Below are 19606 nucleotides of genomic sequence, written 5' to 3'. Positions count from 1 at the left end.
GGTTACCTCACGGATGCGGGTCCATAGACCCAGTTGGGCAGGAACAGGGTTAATTCGGGGAAAAGGATCAGAATGATCATGCCGACGATATAAGCCCCGATGAATGGCAGAACTGCCACCGAGATCCGTTCGAGTGAAATTTTCGAGATGCGCGAGGCAATGGTCAGATTTGCGCCCAGAGGTGGCGTCAAAAACCCGATTTCGCAGGTGATGACGGTAAATATGCCGAACAGCACCGGATCGATGCCGAGCGACACCACGAGCGGCAGGAACACTGCGGTGAACAGCACGATCTGCGCGAGGCTTTCCATGAAGGTCCCAATGAAGATGTAGAAAATGCCGATCAGCAACAGCACCAGGAACGGGCTTGTTGTAAGCGACATGATCCCGGCCTGCACCGCGGCCGGCACATCGTAAAAAGCGGTCAACTGGCCGAATGCGAGCGTCGGAGTGAGCAGGATGAGGATACCTGTCAGAAGCGCCGTGAAGCGCAGCGCTTCGAGCACTTTGCGTACCGTGAGTTCCCGATAGATAAAAAGACCAACAAACAGCGCATAGAACACAGCCACACCCGCAGCTTCTGTTGGCGTGAAAATGCCACCGTAAATGCCGCCAAGGATGAGCACTGGTGCGCCGATGGACCATTTTCCCTCCCAGGCCGCAGTGAGGAATGGACCCCAGCTAAACGGGGCGCCACCGCCGCCGTATCCGCTTCGGCGGGAGATGATGTAGGTTGTCATCATCAAAAGCGTGGTCACGATGAAACCGGGGATGATGCCAGCCAGAAAAAGGCGTGGGATCGAGGTTTCCGAGACAAGCCCGTAAATGATCATGAGGTTCGATGGTGGGATCAGACTGCCCAACGCGCCGGCGCTGGCAGTAATGGCGGCTGCGAAGGGAACATCGTAGCCCTCTTTTTTCATCGCAGGGACTGTGGCCGATCCGATCGCAGCGGTCGTCGCCGGTCCGGATCCGGACAACGCGCCAAAGAGCATGCAGGCAAACACCGTCACCAGCCCCATCGAGCCGCGATAGGCGCCAACCAGCTTGGTCGCGATGCCGATCATGCGGTTCGCCATGCCGCCGGTTTCCATCAACCGTCCGGCCAACACGAACAAGGGAATGGTCAGCAGTGGAAATGGCGTGAGGCTGTTGTACCCCGTCTGCGCCAGAAGCGTGTACGGGATTTCGATCAGGAACAGCGCCAAAGCGGTTGTCAAACCTACGGCGGCAAACAACGGCACACCGATCAGCGTCAGTACGACAAAGCAGATCGCGAGGATTGAGAGCTCGTTCAAAACAAATGCTCCTCTTCCGGAACATCGCCATCTTCAACCAGCATGCCGGGCAAACCATGCGCTCCGTCGCGATACCAGATCACGTAGGTCTGGATCAGCCGGGCCAGCATCAGGCTGTAGCCGATCACCAGGATGGTCTGCGGGTAGAACTCGTTGATTCCAAGACTCGGGCTGCGAGACGGGAACTTCCAAAGAACGGTGAGGTATTCCCAACTGACCCTGATCATGATGATGCTGAATGCGGCCCAAGCGAGATCGGCCAAGAAGACCGTATAGCGCCCGATCGCAGTCGGCAGGGCCTGAACCGCGACCAGAATACGGATGTGGAACCGTTCGCGCACGCACAACGAGGCGCCCATGTAGACGGCCCATACCATACAGATCGCGGCAGTTTCCTCCGTCCAGTGAAGGGCCACTTGGAACACGTAGCGCGCCAGAACTTGCGAGATCACCGCCACAGCGATGATCGACAACGCAATGCAGCACAGCGCCTCTTCGAAATGTTTCTCGAGCCATCTCAGAACGGCCATGACCTGCCCCTAGTCTGTATTGGGCGAGAGCCTGTTTCGGCTCCCGCCAGTCTTGTTTATTCGGCCGCGGCGTTGATCATGTTGACCAAGTTAACAAACTCTTCTCCACGCTCTGCCGCAACGGCCTGCTGAACCTCTTGAGCGGCTGTGATAAAATCCGCACGATCCGGGTCTGTCCGGGTCATGCCGCCTTCGGTCGTAAGCCACTCGCGGATTTCCTCGGTCTCGGTCCGGATCTCTTCACTGAACTGATTTCCCGCATCGACGGCGGCGCGCATGATCTGTTCACGCTGTTCTTCGCTCAGACGGTCCATGAAGGTCGAGGATGCAAAGAGCGGGGCCATCGACACGAAGTGTTCCAGGATCACCAGGTTCGGCATGAACTCGTAAAAGCTCATGTCGCGAATGAAGGACGTGCCGTTGTCGCCGCCATCCACGGTGCCCGTCTGCAATGCGGTCGGGGTTTCGGACCACGCGAGCGGCACGGGGTTCGCGCCGAAAGCCTCGAAGGTCTGCAGCATCACCGCGTTGTTCGGCGTGCGGATCTTGAGCCCATCCATGTCGGCCATCGTCTCGACCGGGCGGACCGAGTTGTAGAAATCACGATAAAGCGCGGGACCATAGCTCAGCAGATGTACGCCGGTATCGGCCAAAAGCTTCGACCGGATGAAATCGCCAACCTCGCCGTCCACGACGCGGGCTAGGTGATCTGTGTTCTGGAAGATGTACGGCAGCACGGTCACATCCATCAGCGGCCAATGTGGCGAGACGTTGTTGGCGGTGATGAAAAAGCCGTCCACCGTGCCCAACTGCATCGCGCGAAAGCCTTCGTCTTCGGTCGCCACCTGGTTGCAGCAGCGCAGGCGGACATCGACTGCACCGTCCGTATAGTCTTCGGCAAGTTCCTCGAAAATCGCGCCAAAGCGGCCATAGATTGAATCCTCGGGGGCGCCGAAGCCTACATTCATCGTGATGTCTTGCGCCGAAACCGCAGTGGTTGACATCGTCAGGGCCATCAGCGTGCCAAGCGTTTTGGTGTTAAATCGCATGTTCAGTCTCCTTGTTGTATATCTGGTTTTTCTTTCAGTTTTGCATGTGACGTGTTTAGGGCATAATATCAAATATGTCTTTTTTGATACTCTTGAGGCATCATGCGCTCTGACCTTCGTCTCGTGCGGTACTTTGTGGCTGTCGCGGAAGAACTGCATTTCCGGCGTGCAGCAGACCGGCTTGGTATCGCGCAACCCGCGCTCAGCCGAGCAATCCAGACTTTGGAAATGGAACTGGGCGTGCCCCTTTTTGTCCGGTCAAATCGAAACGTTCAGATCACCCCGGCGGGTCAGGTGTTTCTGGAACGGTGCATCGAAATGCTGAGCCTGATGCGCCGTGCCACCGAAGACGTGCGCAATGCAAATGATGGGCGGGTCGGAGCCTTGCGCATCGGGTATACCGATTTTGCGATTGCGGGCCCTTTGCCGACCCTGCTCAAGGGGTTTCAGGAACGCCAGTGCCAGATCACGCTCGACCCCCAGCACGGCGTGACGCTGACCCAATTGAGCCGGCTGGCAGAGGGTCAACTCGACATCGGATTCGTCACCGGGCCAGTGAACAAAAAAGGCTACGAAGAACTTCCTGTCCAATCAGAAGCCTTTGTCTGCGTTTGTGCCGACATCCATCCGTTCGCGCCGCGCCCGTCGATCCGTCTTGCGGATCTTGCGACCGAGGATTTCGTGCATGGGAGTTCAACCGATTGGCAGCATTTTTACGACTACCTTATCCCGCTGTGCCGTAGGGCCGGGTTCACGCCGCGCATCGTGCAAGAGGCATTCAATACGGCCGGTATCTTTGGCCTCGTATCCTGCGGGATGGGAGTGACTGTGCTGACCGAAAAGGTCTGTGGCGGGTTGCCCCCCGGTCTGGTCATGATCCCCATCGAGGACGTGAGCGAGCGCCTGTTGACCACGGCGATCTGGCGGCGCGATCACATGGGCGGCCCGACACGCCACTTTGTCGAATACCTGCGCAGTCTGCCTGTGCCGGGCTCGTTCGTTTGAGGCGGAATGATCCTCGAAACTCGTTGTCTTGGTGTCATTCTGCTGTAGGCTTGAGGGAGGGCAGCTTTGGGGTATCCATGTCAGAAATCAGGCTTTTTCAAGCAAAAGAAATCGTTACCATGGATCCGAACGTGCCGACCGCCACCCATGTCGCCGTGCGCGATGGGCGCATCCTCGCCATTGGGGATGCAACCTGCGCGGACCAATGGGGGGAGGTTACGCAGGATGCTTCACTTGCCGACGCGGTGTTGATGCCCGGGTTTGTCGAGGGTCACGCACATATGATGGCGGGCGCGATTTGGGATTTCGCGTATACTGGGTACCACGACCGGATCGACCCCGAAGGCCGCCTTTGGACCGGGCTGTCATCGCTCGAGGATGTCGTCACGCGTCTGTCCGAGATCGAGGCGACGCTGCCCGCCGATGCACCGCTGATCGGGTGGGGCTTCGATCCGATCTTTCTGTCGGATGACCGCCTCAGCCGCGCGCATCTCGACAAGGTGTCGACCACCCGGCCCATTGCGATCCTGTTTTCGAACTTCCACCTGATGTGCGTGAATTCCGCCGCGCTCGACATGGTGGGATATTCTGACGCGACCAACGCGGAAGGTGTTGTCAAAGGCCCCGATGGCGCACCGACTGGTGAGCTGCACGAAATGGCGGCGATGTTCCCGATCATGCGGCGGTTGGGGATCGACTTTCGCGCCTTGTCACAGAAGCAAAGTGCGATCAGGTCTTACGCTCAGGTCGCCACCCGGGCGGGTGTCACGACGGTAACGGACCTGTTTTCCCAGCTTGAGGACGAAGACCTTGACGTGATGATGTCAGTCACGGGCGAGACGGATTTTCCGCTGCGCATCGTGCCCGCTCTGGCGGCGAGCGGTGACCCTGCAACGCTTGCCACGCGCGCTTTGGACCTCAAAGCGAAGTCCACCGACAAGGTCCGCCTTGGCGCGGTGAAACTGATGACCGATGGGTCGATCCAGGGGTGGACCGCGCGGGTCAAATGGCCCGGTTATGTCGGTGGGCAGCCAAATGGCATCTGGAACATGGCGCCAGACCAGATTTATGCGACCTGTGCCGCGCTCCATGACGTTGGCGTTCAGATGCACGTCCATGTCAATGGAGACGAGGCCTCGGAAATCGTGATCGACGCATTGGCCAACGCCATGCGCCTTCGCGCCTGGCCCGACCACGGGCATGTACTGCAACACGGGCAGATGATGGATGACGCCCAATTCCAGCGCTGTGCCGACCTCGGCATCTCGGTGAACCTCTTTGCCAATCATCTCTGGTACTTTGGTGATCAGCACATCGCGTTGACCATTGGCGCAGATCGCGCGAACCGCATGGACGCTGTGCGATCCGCCTTGGACGCAAGCCTGACGGTCGGCATCCACTCAGATGCGCCGGTCACCCCGATGGGGCCGCTTTTTACGGCGTGGTGCGCGGTCAACCGACAAACCATGACCGGCAATTTGCTGGGTGCGGCGCAGCGTATATCGGTTTCAGAGGCGCTCTATGCAATCACGATGGGCGCGGCAAAAACCCTGAAGCTGGATAACGAGATTGGCTCGATTTCGGTCGGGAAACGTGCGGATTTTGCTATTCTTGAGGCAAACCCGCTAGAGGAAGACCCGGCAACGCTTAAAGACATCCGCGTTCTTGGAACGGTCTTTGGCGGAAACGCGACAGTGCTATGACACCCTTGCCGATGAGTGTGATTTCTGGCTACCTCGGTGCCGGGAAAACCACATTCATTAATCAGTTGCTGGCCGGAGATCACGGTTTGAGCCTGATGGTCCTTGTCAATGATTTCGGCGCTGTCAACATCGACGCGGCACTGCTTGCGTCGAAAGATGACGACACCATTGCCCTGACCAATGGGTGCGTATGCTGCACCATGGGATCGGACTTGTACCTTGCTCTCGGAGACGCGCTGGATCGCCGCCCGCGCCCCGATCACTTGATCGTCGAGGCCAGCGGCGTCGCAGATCCGTCGCGCATCGCCAACGCCGCCCGGGCCGAACCCGACATGCGTTATGCAGGAATTGTGACGCTGGTCGATGGTCAGGAATTTGATGGATTGGCCCACGACCCTCTGATCGGTCCGCAGGTCCGCGACCAAGTTGCAAGGGCGGACCTTGTCGTCATGACCAAACAGGTGTCAGACAAGTTGGAAACGCGTCTAAACGAACTCACCAATGCGCCAATTCTGCGAAACCCCGATAGCGCGGCGGTTTTGGAACTCGTGTTATCCGATCCGGTCCCCGCAACAGCGCTGGACCGCGTCGGCACGCATCCTGACTACACATCGTGGATCAGCGAAAAGCTCACCAACATTGACAAGGCAGCCCTGCATCAGGCGCTGACCCGTCGCCCGCCCGGGCTTTTTCGCGTGAAAGGCTGTGTTGTCGACAGCGCGGGAGCGGCGTGGGGTGTGCAAGTCGTGGGTCAGAATATCGAGATCACACCAGCCAACGATGCCGGCGCGCTAGCGCTTGTCGGGATCGGCCTCCGCGGGCGTGTCGACTTGGCCGAGGTTGAGGCCTGGTGGGCGTCGGTGATCAAATCTGATCACTGAGACGCCGAGCCAGCCATGGTCGGACAATTTTCCGGCAGACGCGTGCATGGACGCAACCATGTCCAGCTGCGATTTGCAAATTCTGCTCCCTGCGCATTGCCGCTGGTCGTCTGCCACTCACAAGACGCCGAAAATCCGGGTCCGGTGGGCGCAGCATCCGCACTGGCCCATCCACTTCACCCCGACCTCCACCAGTTGGATCAACCAGGTCGAACCTTGGGTCGCCGAACTCCGGAAACAAGTACAACGCGGGGTGCATCGCTCCTCCGCCGAACTGGAGGCCGACATCATGGTCATGGCCCGACAAAGCCGATCATTCGACAGTATGTCTATGCTTCGAGAGGCCGTTCGAAAGACGAGCCGACTGTTTTACCCGGCAACTACCGTTACAATTCCCGGAGCCATCCAGTTACACTGCTTCTGAACAAACAGGAGGGATTCTCATGCCGGTTACCGCTTTGGCCGCACACGACGATATCCAGGACAAGGGCCTTGTTCGGTCGCTTTCTCATGTAAACGGGGAGTGGTGCGCCGCCGAAGACGGCGACACCATCCCCGTTACCGACCCCGCGACGGGAGCCTGCGTGGGAGATGTGGCATCGCTGTCAGCAGAGGAATCGGCCGCCGCCGTGGATGCCGCGCACAGGGCATTCCCAGCCTGGTCGGCGCGGTTGCCGCAGGACCGTTCGGTCCTCTTGCGCCGCTGGTTCGACCTGATGATTGCTCACAAGGAGGACTTGGCGCGCATCATGGTCCTGGAACAGGGCAAACCGATCTCCGAGGCACGCGGCGAAATCGACTACGCCGCAAGCTTTCTGGAATATTACGCGGAAGAGGCCAAGCGCCCCGATATCGAAGGTGTGACCAGCCACCTGCCCGATGCCGAGGTCGAACTGTGGCTGGAGCCGGTTGGCGTCGCCGCGCTGATCACCCCATGGAACTTTCCGTCGGCGATGCTGACGCGCAAGGCCGGCGCGGCACTGGCGGCGGGCTGCACGGTTGTTGCGCACCCTTCGGGTGAAACCCCGTTTTCGGCCCTCGCCCTGGCAGAGCTCGCGGCCCGCGCGGGTCTGCCGCCGGGCGTTTTCAATGTTGTGACCGGGCGCGCCGCGACCGTTGTGCCGCCCTGGACCTCGGATGCCCGCGTGCGGGCGCTGTCCTTTACCGGATCGACGCGGGTCGGCCAGCTGCTCTATCGCAATTCGGCCGATACGGTGAAGCGTCTGGTGATGGAGCTGGGGGGCCATGCGCCGGTGATCGTGTTCAAGGATGCCGATCTCGATACGGCGGTCGAAGAGGCGATCAAGGCCAAGTTCGCCACGTCCGGCCAGGACTGCCTCGGTGCCAACCGCATCTACGTCGAACGCCCGGTCTATGACGATTTCTGCGCCCGCTTCATCGCCGCGACCTCGGATCTGAGCATTGGACAGGGCATGGATGATCCCGACATCGGCCCGTTGATGAACGAAGCGGCCGTCACCAAGCAGGAGGAGCATGTGGCCGACGCGCTGGCCAAGGGCGCGACGCTCGCCTGTGGCGGCAAGCGGCACGCGTTGGGCCCACTTTTCTACGAGCCGACCGCGCTTGTCGATGTGCCCGACAGCGCGGCGATCATGCAGGAGGAAACCTTTGGCCCGGTGGCGCCGATCACCCCCTTCGACAGCGAGGACGAAGTGATTGCCCGCGCCAATGCCACCGAATACGGGTTGATCGCTTATCTCCACAGCCTTGATCCGCGCCGCATCTACCGCATGACCCGCGCGCTTCAATTCGGGATGGTCGCGGTCAATCGCACCAAGGTCACAGGCGCGCCGATCCCGTTTGGTGGCGTCAAGCAATCCGGCCTTGGACGTGAAGGTGCCCGGCGCGGCATGGAGGAGTTCATGGAAATCAAATATGTCTGCCGCGACTGGGCCTGAGCAGCAGAAGATGGTTCGGTTTGTCCGGAAAGGTTCCGCCGACAGTCCCCAAGTGGTCTGGGCCCGACGTCAACCTTGCCTTGTCAGGATGGTTTCTCAAGTCTTTGGCCCTTCAAAAGGGTCTGTCTTTCGTGAACGGCGCCAATGCGACCAGATCGGTCTGCATTGGCGCCCACAGGTGGCGTTATACAGCCCCCGGATAAAAACCTGCAAAGCCGGGTTCGTGCAGTTTGGGTCCGCCCCCGGATCGCGCACAGCTCTGAAGGATGCGTGGATGGCCTCCGGCGCGCCACGAACATGTGAACCGGGCAATTGAAGACGCACTTTTGTCAAAAGTGAAGGAAGGTTCTCCCGGCAACTCAACCGATATGGCACGTTCGATGCCGTTGGGCGGGGGGCCACCGCACCGGTTCAGTGTGACACAGGTTCACTTGCTGAAGAGGTCTGAATAGGTGGAAACAGGGCCCGAGGTTTCGAGATAGGCCCTTGCGATGTGTCTTGCGTTTTCGGTCAGGCAACGCCGCCGTTCCTCATCGGCAAGGATCTCGCTCAGCTTGTCTGCCAAGTCGGAGAAATCCCAGCGACAGGCGATGTAGGTTTCCCCGTCGCGATAAAGATCGGGCTCGGTGCGCAGATGCGACATGTCCGGTTTGATCAGCACCGCGCCAGCAGCGATTGCCTCGATGTCGCGCCAACACAGCTCGCCATAGCCGAAGGGGCTGAAACACGCCTTCGAGCGTTGGAGTTCATCGGCAAACACACGGCGCGACACGCCGGTCCCTTTCGCCACACGCAGACCGCTCAAGCCATCCACCGTGCGCGCGGCGTGTCGGCGCATTTCTCCGTACCAGCCTTCGGCACCGATTCCGCCGAGGCGCGCATGCAAGTCGATTTCTTTCTCGGGGGACTCTTTTGCAGGTTCGGCCATCAGCGCGGCGCTCAGGTCCGGGTCGGTCAAAAAATTGGGCGCAAGACGCAGCTTGGAAAGTACCGAGGGTGGGACGCCCCAATCCGTTGTTTCGTCCTCCAGGCCGTAGAGGCGTCCGTAATACTCGGTGAGGTTCGTATGGCCATAGGTCGGGCGGGTAAACTGTGACAGGTCCGTAAAGACCGATTTCTTGTAATAGAGCGCGGTGCTTTCAAAAATCCCGCCCCAACGCAGATCGTTATTGGCGAAGCTGTCCAGATAGGCCTTGGTGACGCTGTCGGGCAGTTCGGCCAAAAGCCGCTCGAGCTTTTCATGGCGGTTTTTCGGATCGGTCAACCAGGTCTGCGCCAAGACATGTGTTGCGGTTGAAAGCCCATCGGGAATCCCGCGTTGCAACGCGTCTTCGACGGGCATGCAGCGGATGTCGACATCGTACCGTGCGCGGAACTCTTGGGCATAGTCCAGGAAGGGAAAAACCGATGCGTAGGAAATGCGGTTCGGCTCGAACAGGATCAGCAGGCGGCACGCGGTATCCCCGAAAAAGCGGCGACCGAATAACAGGCGGTGCAGCGCCCGGTGGCGGCGTTTTTCAGGTGCAGCGGCGACCGGTCTGATAAATCGATTCATTTTTGCGCATTCATGGCTTCAGCCGGCAGGTTGTCTTGAATTTTGGGAGCCTCGCTTGTGCAGCCAGACGTGGGAAACCCGCGTGAATTTTCAGTTGCCGGTGCACAGCAAAGCCCTTTGAATACCCCCGGGCGTCTCCTCGGTAGGTCCAGGATTTAGAGGACAATTTGTTTCAAGGCGTCCATCTCTTGCTCGAGCATCAAATCGCAAATCTGCCTCTGAAAATTTCACGTGTTCACCACTCAGGTGGCCGCGGCACGGTCCTCAAGCGGACCTCGCGGCGCCCGTTGTCATGAGGACCCATTCCAGCCTTGTTGTCAACGTTCAACCAACGTGACCCGTCAAGTGGCACTCCGCTTCCACACTTTTCGAGTTGTCGCGTCATGGGTTTTCAACGCGGCAATCGTCCAGACGCCCGGTCTTCCGGAGCCACTTGGCACGCATGACGGAAGCGGTGCAGATCAGATCGCTGGTCGGTCCGGCTCAATCCCGTGCAGTCGGAAATTTGAAAAAAGCTACGAGGGGCGCCGGCTGCCCGCTGCTGGAGATTTTCACCGGGCCGGGCGCGATCCGCCTGCGACGGGTTTGAGTACTTGTTCGGTCGCGGTCAGAATTCGGCGTTCCTCGTCGGCGGGGCAGACCAGGACATCGACGCCGCGCCCGTCGTGGCCCGGCAGAAAAGCGAGCCCTTCGGCGATCGCTTGCCGGATATCGGCCGCGTTTTCGCCAATGCCGCCGCTGAACACCACGGTGTCGAGCCCGCCCATGGCGCCGGCCAAGCGGCAGATCTCCTCGACAGCACGGGCGATGAAATGCGCGATCGCGCCGCGCGCGGTATCGCTGTCGCTGGCGGCAATGTCGCGCATGTCGCCCGACGATATCCCCGACAGACCACGCAGACCTGAATCGTGATAGAGCAGCCGCTCGAGGCTGGCCGCGTCGTACCCCTCGCGCAGCAGGTGCAACAGCACGCCGGGGTCGATATGCCCACAGCGCGTGCCCATTGTCAGCCCGTCAAGCGCAGAGAACCCCATGCTGGTCGCCACCGACCGTCCTCCCCGGACCGCCGTTACCGAACACCCATTGCCCAGATGTGCGATGGCGATGCGACGCTCGGACAGCGGGTAGTCCCGTACCGTCAGGCTGTCGCAGACCGATTCGCAGGCCAACCCGTGGAAGCCGTAGCGGCGCAGCCCGTCCGCGTAATACTGAGCCGGCAACGCGTAAGCGTCGTGCACCCAGGGTTTGCCGGCATGGAAGGCCGTGTCGAGACAGGCAACCTGGCCCGCATCGGGAAAGAGCGCGCGCGTCGCGCGGATGCCTGCGATCCCGTTCGGCTGGTGCAACGGTGCGAGCGGCACCAGTGCCTCGAGCCGGGCGAGAACGTCATCTGTGACGGCCACCGGCGCGGCAAAGTCCGGTCCGCCATGCACGATGCGGTGGCCAATGCCCGTCATCGGTAAATCGGGATGACGGTCGTGGATCACATCGCACAGCGCGGCCAGCGCGGTGTGGTGATCGCACGCGCCGAGCGCGCGGGTCTCTGGATCGCCCGCACGCGGGTTGAGCCGCAGGGTACCTTCGCCCGTGCCAAGACGTTCGGCGAGGCCTGACAGCAGCGGTTTGTCGGCCTGCCCGGAGGCGGCGAGCGCGAACTTGATCGAGGAACTGCCCGCGTTCAGCGCGAGGATCGCATCGGTCATGGTCCCAGCTCCAGAAAGCTGATGCCGGCCAGCACGAGCCCGGCGAGAAATAGCGTTTCGGCAACTATGAGCGTGATCGCCCCGCCGCCCACCTGCACGATATTGCGCAGGTCGGTCTTCATGCCGACGGCCGCGATGGCCGCCAAGAGCGCCCAGGAGGACAGGTTCGCCAAAAAGGCACTGGCGACCTCGGGGATCAACCCGAAGGAGTTGAGCGTCGCAAGGCCAAGGAAACCAGCCACGAAGCCGGGGATCAAGGGTGGGCGTGCCTCGTCCGCTTCCGGCGCCGCTTGCCGCCAGACCATGGCAATCACGATCACCACGGGGGCAAGGAATGACACCCGGATCAGCTTGACAAGTGTCGAGGTCTCGCCTGCGGTCTCGGAAATCGAGAAGCCCGCGCCGACGACCTGCGCCACGTCGTGCACAGTGGCGCCTATGAAGGCCCCGGCGGTCACCTCGTCGAAGCCAAGGGCCGTGGTCAGGATCGGGTAGAGGATCATCGCCACTGTCGAGAGCACCGTGACCCCGAGCACCGTGAACAGCAGGTTGCGCTCCGATTTCTGGTCGCTGGGCAGGACGGCGGCGATGGCCATGGCCGCCGAGGCGCCGCAGATCGCCACCGACCCGGCGGTCAGTATGGCAAAGCGCGGGCCTTGCCCGATCACCCGGGCCAATCCCACGCCGAAGAGAATCGTGGCAACTACCCCCAGCACGAGCAGCCCGATCATTCCCCAACCGAGCGAGGTCAGCATCTCGGCGCTGATCCGCGCCCCGAGGATGGCCACGCCGAAGCGCAGGACAGATCGCGCGGTAAAGCCGATCCCGGCCGCCGCCGAGGTCTCTTCGCTCAGGAAATTGAGCGCGATCCCGAACAGAAGCGCCATCAGCATCGCCGGTGCGCCGTAATGTTCGGCCACGAACTGCGCGGCCAGCGCCACCAGAACGGCGACCATGACGCCGGGAAAATACGCCTTGGCCCGCCCGGCCACCTGTTGGCCGGACGCGAGGGTGAGGGGTGGCAGGTTCACGCCCGGATCAGGCCGGCTGGTCGATCATGTCGGCGGGGTCGATCCCGGCGACCTCGACGGGATTCTTCATCGCGTCTCGGCGGAATGGGTCGCCCAGTTCCTGGTTGAGCATCGTCTCGATCAGTGTGGTGGTATTGTTTTCCATCTGATCGATGATCGCTTGGTGCAGCGCGGCCGTCAACTCTTCCATGGTGCGCGCCACCACGCCCTTGAGACCGCAGGATTCAGCCATGCGGGCAAAGCTGACCTGGGTGTCGAGTTCGGTGCCGACGAAATTGTCGTCGAACCACAGCGTCGAGTTGCGCTTTTCCGCGCCCCACTGGTAGTTGCGGAAGACGATCTGCGTGATCGCTGGCCATTCCGGTCGGCCGATCGCCGTAAGTTCGTTGACCGCGATGCCGAAAGCACCGTCGCCGGCAAAGCCCACCACCGGCACGTCCGGCTGGCCGATCTTTGCGCCCATGATCGAGGGCAACCCGTAGCCGCAGGGCCCGAACAGGCCGGGTGCGAGGTATTTGCGCCCCGCGTCGAAGGCCGGGTATGTGTTGCCGATGGCGCAGTTGTTCCCGATATCGGACGAGATGATCGCCTCGCGCGGCAATGCCGACTGGATCGCGCGCCAGGCCATGCGCGGACTCATCCAGTCGGGCTTGGCGGCGCGGGCGCGTTCGTTCCAGGTGGTGCCGGGATCGTCCTCCTCGTGGTCCATGGACGACAGCTGCTGCGCCCATTTCGACTTGGTCTCGGCAATCCTGCCGCGCCGCGCCTCCCGGCCCTCGTCACCCGCGCTATCCGAGAGTTGTGCCAGGATACCGCGCGCCACCTTGGCCGCATCGCCGACGATGCCGACCGAGACTGTCTTGGTCAGCCCGATGCGGTCGGGGTTGATGTCGACCTGGATGACCTTCGCGTCCTTCGGCCAGTAGTCGATGCCGTAGCCGGGCAGCGTCGAAAACGGGTTGAGCCGTGTGCCAAGGCACAGCACCACGTCGGCGTCGCGGATCAGCTCCATCGCCGCCTTCGAGCCGTTGTAGCCCAAGGGTCCGGCAAAGAGCGGGTGCGACCCGGGGAAGGCATCGTTGTGCTGGTAGCCCACGCAGACCGGCGCTTCGAGCCGTTCGGCCAGCGCCTTGCTTGTCGCGATGCCGCCCTCGGAGAGGACCACGCCGGCACCATTGAGGATCACCGGGTTCTTCGCAGCCGACAGCATCTCTGCGGCGTGCGCCACGGAGTTTTCGCCGCCCGGCGAGCGCTCGAATTCCAGCGCCGTGGGCAACTCGATATCGATCACATGCGTCCAGTAATCGCGGGGGATGTTGATCTGCGCCGGCGCCGAAAGCTGCTTGGCCTTTGAAATCACCCGTGCCAGCACCTCGGCCATGCGCGATGGGTCGCGCACTTCCTCTTGATAGGCGACCATGTCCTCGAACAGCTTCATCTGTTCGACCTCCTGGAAACCGCCCTGGCCGATGGTCTTGTTGGCCGCCTGCGGCGTGACCAGCAGCAGCGGCGTGTGATTCCAGTAGGCCGTTTTCACAGCCGTGACGAAGTTGGTGATGCCAGGTCCGTTTTGCGCGATCATCATCGACATGCGTCCGGTTGCGCGGGTGTAGCCATCCGCCATCATCCCCGCGCTGCCCTCGTGCGCGCAGTCCCAGAAGGTGATCCCCGCCTTCGGGAACAGATCCGAGATCGGCATCATCGCAGACCCGATGATCCCGAAGGCGTGCTTGATCCCATGCCGTTGAAGGGTTTTGACAAAGGCTTCTTCCGTGGTCATCTTCATGGGTTTCAATCCTTTCGAGATTGCATGTCGGGGTTAAGTGGCGCGGGCGCGCGCGCCGTGATCCTCGCGGATCATGTCGGCGGCTTTCTCGCCAATCATGATTGCCGGGGCATTGGTGTTGCCCGAGACGATCTCGGGCATGATCGAGCAATCGGCGACGCGCAGGCCATTGATCCCATGCACGCGCAGGCGGGCATCCACAACCGCATCCCGGCCTTGACCCATCTTGCAGGTTCCGGTGGGGTGGTAAATCGTGGTGGAATGGTTGCGCGCCCAATCAAGCGTGCCCTCGTAGTCGTCGAAATCAAGCGACGCGTCGGGGCGGAACTCTTCAGAGATCTTGCTGTCGAGAGGGGCGTGGCGTGCGATGCGCCGGGCAATCCTGACCCCTTCGACGATTGTTCGGCAGTCTGTCTCGGTCGAGAGGTAGTTGGGATGGATTTTCGGATATCCGGCCGGATTGCCCGGTGCGAGACGGATCTGCCCGCGGCTTTCGGGACGCAACTGGCAGACCGACATCGTGAAGGCCGAAAAGGGATGCACGCCTTCGCCGGGGCTGTCAGCCGACCAAGGTTGCACGTGGAACTGGATATCCGGGGTCTCGACATGATCTCCGGTGCGCATGAAACCTGTCGCGAGGCTCGCTGCCATGGCCATCGGCCCGGAGCGGAACATCGCGTATTTCACCGCGATGCGTGCTTGGTCGAACACGCTGCGCACCTCATCGTTCAGCGTGGGTTCATTACACTTGAACACCAGCCGGGCCTGAAGGTGGTCCTGCATGTTGTGGCCGACGCCGGGCAGGTCGCAAAGCGGCGCGATCCCGTGCTCCTTCAGGTGCGCGGCCTCGCCCAGCCCCGAGAGCATCATCAGGTGCGGCGACCCGATGGCCCCGGAGGAAAGGATCACCTCCCGCCCGGCGCTGACCACGTGCTCAACACCCGCGCGGTCGCGGTAAACCACTCCGGTGGCGCGGCTGCCGTCGAAGGTGATGCGGCTGGCCTGTGCATGTGTGAGGATGGTCAGGTTCTCACGGTTGCGAACGGGGTTGAGAAAGGCCACCGCGGCCGAACAGCGCCGCCCCTTGCGCGCGGTGAGCTGGAAATAGCCCACACCCTCCTGCGTCGCGCCGTTGTAATCGGGATTGAATGGATAGCCCGCCTCTTGCGCGGCCGCGACCCAGGCGTCGCAGATCGGCCGTTGCAGTCGCATGTTCGACACCGAGAGCGGCCCGTCGTCGCCATGGAAGTCGTCCGCGCCACGCTCCTGTTGTTCGGAGCGCTTGAACAGCGGCAGCACGTCGTCCCAGCTCCAGCCCGGATTGTCCATCTGCGCCCAGCGGTCGTAATCCTGTGGCTGACCGCGGACATAGAGCAGCCCGTTGAGAGAAGAAGAGCCCCCCAGCACCTTACCACGTGGCCAATCGAGTGCGCGGCCGTTCAGCCCCGGGTCCGGCTCGGTGCGGTAGCACCAATCGACGGACGGGTTGTGCATCGTCTTGAAGTAGCCGACCGGGATATGGATCCACGGGTTCAAGTCCCGCCCGCCCGCCTCCAGCAGGATGACGCGCGTTTTCGGATCGGCGGAGAGGCGATTCGCCAGGACGCAGCCCGCTGAGCCGGCACCGACGATCACGTAATCCGCTGACAGGTCGGGCATTTTTGGTCGATCCTTGTGCAATATTGGGCCGGCAAAGAATTTTCTTGCCAGGTTCAAGCTATTTCAGCATTATTGAGACTGCAAGTATCATTCTTGCAAATCAGGGAGGATGTCATGAAAGTATCTAAAGCGCTTGCCGGGATTTCCCGGCGGGACCTGTTTCGTCTGTCAGGCCAGTTCGGCCTGTCATCCGTGGTACTGGGCGCTGGCGCGCTGACCGGTGCAGTATCGGTGCCATCGCTCGCGAAGGCCGCCGAGAGCACCTACACCAAACGTTTCAGCAAGGAACCCAAGCACACGCTCAAGCTTGGCGCGTCGGGCTTCAACGCGCAGAACCTGCTGATCGAGCGGGCCGGCGTTCTTGCCTTCGCGCGCGACCTTGAGGAACGTACCGAGGGCGAGATCCGCGTCGAGTTCATCGGCGACAACCAAATCTGTGGTCAGCTCAACTGTGTCGAGAAGACTCAGACCGGCGTGATCGACATGTACGCCGCCTCGACCCAGAACTCGGCCGGTGGCGCGCCGTACCTTAACGTGCTTGACTATGCCTACATGTTCCCGAGCCGGGCCTCGCAGTATCATTTCCTGTATTCGCCGGAATCCCAGCGAATCCTGCGCGATCCGCTGGAAAGGCGGCACGGGCTCAAGTTCCTGTTCAGCCATTGCGAGCTGCGCGGCATTCAACTCGGCAGCAGCTTTGCCGACAAACCGACCGTCACCAAGCTCGAAGAGCTATTCGGAACCAAGAACCGTGTCACCGGCACGCAACTCGGCCGCATCGCCATGCAGCAGCTCAATCTCAACCCGGTGCCAGTGGCCTGGGAAGAGACGCTCGATGGTCTCAAGCAGGGTCTCATCGACGGGGCCGAAACATGGGCCTCGGCGGTGGCCTATGCCAACATGTCGCCGGTGGTGAGCCAGTCGGTCGACCTCAAGTTCTTCTGCGGAACCGAACACACCTCGATGTCCGCCCGCGTGTTCGACGAGATGGAGCCGCACCTGCAGGACGCGATCATGGAATCGGCGTATCTTGCGCAGGTCTACGCGCAGCACGCCAACGAGGCGGCGCTGGTCAACACCGTCGGCTTTTCGGATCCGCAATTGCCGGGCACGATCTTCGACCAGCACAATGTGCGACCGGCCTTCCTCGCCGACGATCAGATCAGGATGGCCGAGGAGATGTGCTCGCCCGAGTTCAACCCGGAACCCTGGGTGCAGTGGCGCGAGCGGCTCGACAACTGGGCCGGCGGTATCGACACGTATACGTCGATCTACAACGTCGCCCGCGAAGTGCCGGCCGACATGCCGGCCGAGAACGTCGAACCGCGCCGCTGGTGGCGCGCGGCCTGATCCGTTTGGCTCTGGTCGGGTCGCCGCGCGTGGGCGGCCCGGCCCCGACGGCCGCCGGCAGGTGCGGCCGAAACATACGACAATTCAAGGGGAGGCGTGCATGACCGGCTGGTTTCAGGGCACCGGAGAGATTTTCGCGGCCGTCGCGGCGGGCGATTCCTGGATGCTGAGCGAGGCGATGCGCGCACCGGGGGTCTGGCCACTGGGGCTTCTGGCGATGCTGGCGCTGTCGCTGGTGATCCTCGTCCTCTACCGCATCGTGCCATGGGCCGAGCGTAATTTCGAGCAGACGCTTATGGTGGTCTCCTATCTTGCCATTGGCGGAATCATCTTCGTGGAGGTGATCCGTCGCTTCGTCTTCGAGCTGCAAGCGCCGTGGTCCACGACCTTGCCGCCTTTCCTGTTCCTCATCATGACGTGGTTCGGCTGCAGCCTGAACGTCAAGCTGCGCACGCATCTGGCCTTTGCCGAGTTTCGCAGCAACATGCCGCGCGGAGGGCAGATGGCCTGTCTCCTGCTCGATGCGCTGCTCTGGATCGGCTTTTCCTGGGTGGTCGTCGTAACCGCCGGCAAGGTGGCCGCGAATTCGGCGGCGAATTTCCAGATCATGCTGGGCACGAACAATGTCATGCAATGGTGGTTCCTGTTGTCGGTGCCGCTGGCCTTTACCACTCTGGTGGCGCGGGTGATCGAGAACCTCGTTACCGACATCAAAAATTTTCGCCGGGGCAAGACGCTTATCACCCAGGCCGTGATCGGAGGCGACTGACATGGATCTCTCAACACTGGTCACGCTCATCTCGGTCGGCGTCACCGTCCTGTTCTTGCTGGGCGTCCCTGTTTTCCTGGTGATCGGCTACTGGGTGATCGGGGTCTCACTGGCTCTCGACATGCCGCTTCAGAACATCGGCGGGGCGCTGGCCGACGTCTTCACCGACGGCTTTGCACTGTTGGCGATGCCGCTCTTCATCCTGACCGGCGACCTGATCAACCGCTCCGGGATCGCGCGGCGGCTGTCGGATTTCGCGTATGCCTGCCTTGGCTGGATCCGTGGCGGGCTGTCGATGGCGACGCTGGGGGCCTGCGGGCTCTTTGCCGCGATTTCCGGCTCCAACTCGGCGACCACGGCGACCATCGGCTCGATGCTGCACCCCGAAATGGTCAAGGGCGGCTATGATGAACGGTTCTCGGCCGCGACGGCCGCGGCAGGCGGCACGGTCGGGATCATCATCCCACCCTCGATCATTTTCATCGTCTACGGGTTCCTTCTCAACCTGCCCATCTCCGAGCTGTTCGTCGCCGGGATCGTGCCCGGCGCGCTGATGGTGGTCGCGATGATGACCGCAGCCTTTCTGCTCAGCTGGAAACACGGCTGGGGTCACGTGATCCCCCTCATCCCGTCGCGGGTCATCAAGACCGCGATCGGCGCGTGGCTTGGATTCTTCGCCATCGGGTTGGTGCTCTGGGGGATCTACACGGGCAAGTTCTCGCCCACCGAAGCGGCGGGCGTGACGGTCGGGTTCTGCGTGATCGTGGGCTTTGTGAGCCTGCCGCTGCACAAGCTCATGGGCGGCGACAAGACCCGCGACGTGAGCGAAAAGAGCGTTTCCGAGATGCTCGTGGTCGAGGGGTTCAGCCCGCTGGAACTGCCCTCGATCACCATGCGCTCGGCGCAGATCACCGGAATCCTTGCGCCGCTCATCGCCGTTTCTGTCGTCATGCAACAAATCCTGTCGGTCCTCGGTGCCCAGGCGGTGATCGGCGATTTCGTCACCTCGATGGGCGGGTATTACGCGGTGCTTTTCACTGCAATGGCCATTGTCTTTGTCGGCGGTATGGTCCTCGAGAGCCTTCCGGTGACGATCATCCTCGCGCCGATCCTCGCGCCGATTGCCCATTCGGTCGGGATCGACCCGATGCAGTTCGCGGTGGTGTTCCTGGTCGGGGCGTCGATCGGCTTCATCACACCGCCTTACGGGCTCAACCTTTATGTCGCGTCCGGGGTGACGGGCGTTCCCTATTTCAAGCTTCTGCGGTACACGATGGCGTATATCGTGGCGCTGCTGCTGGTCTGGGTGCTGATCGCGCTTGTACCCCAGCTTTCGACAGCGCTGCTGCCACAACGATGAGGACGCTT

The 19606-nt window shown here is 61.6% G+C and carries 15 protein-coding genes and 1 pseudogene; 8 read left to right on the top strand and 8 right to left on the bottom strand.

All coding sequences use genetic code 11. From position 1 onward, the window contains the following. Positions 1 to 2 precede the first annotated feature (2 nt). Genes LCF59_RS02865 through LCF59_RS02855 form a run of 3 tightly spaced genes read right to left on the bottom strand, consistent with a single transcriptional unit; the run spans position 3 to position 2877 of the window. On the bottom strand, positions 3 to 1298 hold the full coding sequence (locus LCF59_RS02865) for a TRAP transporter large permease (protein ID WP_292285382.1): 1296 nt from the start codon (positions 1296 to 1298) through the stop codon (positions 3 to 5). Then, on the bottom strand, positions 1295 to 1828 hold the full coding sequence (locus tag LCF59_RS02860; RefSeq protein WP_292285380.1) for a TRAP transporter small permease: 534 nt from the start codon (positions 1826 to 1828) through the stop codon (positions 1295 to 1297). Before LCF59_RS02860 ends, LCF59_RS02865 begins: the two co-directional genes overlap by 4 nt. Positions 1829 to 1884: 56 nt before the next feature. Beyond that, positions 1885 to 2877 carry a TRAP transporter substrate-binding protein gene (locus tag LCF59_RS02855; RefSeq protein ID WP_292285379.1) on the bottom strand — a complete coding sequence of 331 codons (993 nt, stop codon included), beginning with the start codon at positions 2875 to 2877 and terminating at the stop codon, positions 1885 to 1887. A gap of 102 nt (positions 2878 to 2979) precedes the next feature. Here LCF59_RS02855 and LCF59_RS02850 point away from each other — a divergent pair, with 102 nt between their 5' ends. The 5 genes and pseudogenes from LCF59_RS02850 (at position 2980) to LCF59_RS02830 (ending at position 8385) form a co-directional block, all read left to right on the top strand. Beyond that, positions 2980 to 3882 (top strand): LysR family transcriptional regulator, encoded by a 903-nt coding sequence (locus LCF59_RS02850; RefSeq protein WP_292285377.1) that lies wholly within the window; start codon positions 2980 to 2982, stop codon positions 3880 to 3882. A gap of 119 nt (positions 3883 to 4001) precedes the next feature. Beyond that, positions 4002 to 5585, top strand: a complete 1584-nt coding sequence (locus LCF59_RS02845; protein WP_292285375.1) for an amidohydrolase — start codon at positions 4002 to 4004, stop codon at positions 5583 to 5585. Between the two features lie 11 nt (positions 5586 to 5596). Further along, positions 5597 to 6466, top strand: a complete 870-nt coding sequence (locus LCF59_RS02840; protein WP_292285373.1) for a GTP-binding protein — start codon at positions 5597 to 5599, stop codon at positions 6464 to 6466. A 109-nt stretch (positions 6467 to 6575) separates the two neighbouring features. Continuing rightward, positions 6576 to 6755: pseudogene (locus LCF59_RS02835) on the top strand (IS630 family transposase); the annotation flags it as partial. A 154-nt stretch (positions 6756 to 6909) separates the two neighbouring features. Further along, positions 6910 to 8385 carry an NAD-dependent succinate-semialdehyde dehydrogenase gene (locus LCF59_RS02830; protein ID WP_292285371.1) on the top strand — a complete coding sequence of 492 codons (1476 nt, stop codon included), beginning with the start codon at positions 6910 to 6912 and terminating at the stop codon, positions 8383 to 8385. 427 nt (positions 8386 to 8812) lie between these two features. Here LCF59_RS02830 and LCF59_RS02825 read toward each other — a convergent pair whose 3' ends face one another. From LCF59_RS02825 to LCF59_RS02805, 5 genes are all read right to left on the bottom strand, one after another. Continuing rightward, positions 8813 to 9940 (bottom strand): glycosyltransferase, encoded by a 1128-nt coding sequence (locus LCF59_RS02825; protein WP_292285369.1) that lies wholly within the window; start codon positions 9938 to 9940, stop codon positions 8813 to 8815. A 551-nt stretch (positions 9941 to 10491) separates the two neighbouring features. After that, the gene (locus tag LCF59_RS02820; RefSeq protein ID WP_292285367.1) at positions 10492 to 11643 is read right to left on the bottom strand and encodes an acetate kinase; all 1152 of its coding nucleotides are present in this window, start codon (positions 11641 to 11643) and stop codon (positions 10492 to 10494) included. After that, positions 11640 to 12674, bottom strand: a complete 1035-nt coding sequence (locus LCF59_RS02815) for a putative sulfate exporter family transporter (RefSeq protein ID WP_292285365.1) — start codon at positions 12672 to 12674, stop codon at positions 11640 to 11642. Before LCF59_RS02815 ends, LCF59_RS02820 begins: the two co-directional genes overlap by 4 nt. 7 nt (positions 12675 to 12681) lie before the next feature. Then, a complete protein-coding gene (xsc, locus tag LCF59_RS02810) occupies positions 12682 to 14460 on the bottom strand; it encodes a sulfoacetaldehyde acetyltransferase (protein WP_292285363.1) in 1779 nt (592 codons plus the stop codon). A 33-nt stretch (positions 14461 to 14493) separates the two neighbouring features. Continuing rightward, entirely contained in the window at positions 14494 to 16119 is a 1626-nt protein-coding gene (locus tag LCF59_RS02805; protein ID WP_292285360.1) for a GMC family oxidoreductase, read from the bottom strand. Between the two features lie 114 nt (positions 16120 to 16233). Between LCF59_RS02805 and LCF59_RS02800 the strand changes: the two genes are divergently transcribed. From LCF59_RS02800 to LCF59_RS02790, 3 genes are all read left to right on the top strand, one after another. Further along, entirely contained in the window at positions 16234 to 17469 is a 1236-nt protein-coding gene (locus LCF59_RS02800) for a TRAP transporter substrate-binding protein (protein WP_292285358.1), read from the top strand. Between the two features lie 100 nt (positions 17470 to 17569). Further along, positions 17570 to 18238, top strand: a complete 669-nt coding sequence (locus LCF59_RS02795) for a TRAP transporter small permease (RefSeq protein WP_292285356.1) — start codon at positions 17570 to 17572, stop codon at positions 18236 to 18238. A 1-nt stretch (position 18239) separates the two neighbouring features. Continuing rightward, positions 18240 to 19598, top strand: a complete 1359-nt coding sequence (locus LCF59_RS02790) for a TRAP transporter large permease (RefSeq protein WP_292285354.1) — start codon at positions 18240 to 18242, stop codon at positions 19596 to 19598. The last annotated feature ends 8 nt before the right edge of the window (positions 19599 to 19606 follow it).

The sequence above is a fragment of the Marivita sp. genome, from assembly GCF_020055675.1.
Taxonomy (GTDB): domain Bacteria; phylum Pseudomonadota; class Alphaproteobacteria; order Rhodobacterales; family Rhodobacteraceae; genus Marivita.
Note: the sequence above shows the minus strand (reverse complement) of the source record. Positions and strands in the feature narration are given on the sequence as shown.

Bases quoted from the DNA above. Each gene is read 5' to 3' on its own strand.
- LCF59_RS02860 (WP_292285380.1), bottom strand. From the start codon at position 1,828: ATGGCCGTTCTGAGATGGCTCGAGAAACATTTCGAAGAGGCGCTGTGC.
- LCF59_RS02795 (WP_292285356.1), top strand. From the start codon at position 17,570: ATGACCGGCTGGTTTCAGGGCACCGGAGAGATTTTCGCGGCCGTCGCG.
- LCF59_RS02820 (WP_292285367.1), bottom strand. From the start codon at position 11,643: ATGACCGATGCGATCCTCGCGCTGAACGCGGGCAGTTCCTCGATCAAG.
- LCF59_RS02855 (WP_292285379.1), bottom strand. From the start codon at position 2,877: ATGCGATTTAACACCAAAACGCTTGGCACGCTGATGGCCCTGACGATG.
- LCF59_RS02825 (WP_292285369.1), bottom strand. From the start codon at position 9,940: ATGAATCGATTTATCAGACCGGTCGCCGCTGCACCTGAAAAACGCCGC.
- LCF59_RS02805 (WP_292285360.1), bottom strand. From the start codon at position 16,119: ATGCCCGACCTGTCAGCGGATTACGTGATCGTCGGTGCCGGCTCAGCG.
- LCF59_RS02840 (WP_292285373.1), top strand. From the start codon at position 5,597: ATGAGTGTGATTTCTGGCTACCTCGGTGCCGGGAAAACCACATTCATT.
- LCF59_RS02830 (WP_292285371.1), top strand. From the start codon at position 6,910: ATGCCGGTTACCGCTTTGGCCGCACACGACGATATCCAGGACAAGGGC.
- xsc (WP_292285363.1), bottom strand. From the start codon at position 14,460: ATGAAGATGACCACGGAAGAAGCCTTTGTCAAAACCCTTCAACGGCAT.
- LCF59_RS02800 (WP_292285358.1), top strand. From the start codon at position 16,234: ATGAAAGTATCTAAAGCGCTTGCCGGGATTTCCCGGCGGGACCTGTTT.
- LCF59_RS02850 (WP_292285377.1), top strand. From the start codon at position 2,980: ATGCGCTCTGACCTTCGTCTCGTGCGGTACTTTGTGGCTGTCGCGGAA.
- LCF59_RS02845 (WP_292285375.1), top strand. From the start codon at position 4,002: ATGGATCCGAACGTGCCGACCGCCACCCATGTCGCCGTGCGCGATGGG.
- LCF59_RS02790 (WP_292285354.1), top strand. From the start codon at position 18,240: ATGGATCTCTCAACACTGGTCACGCTCATCTCGGTCGGCGTCACCGTC.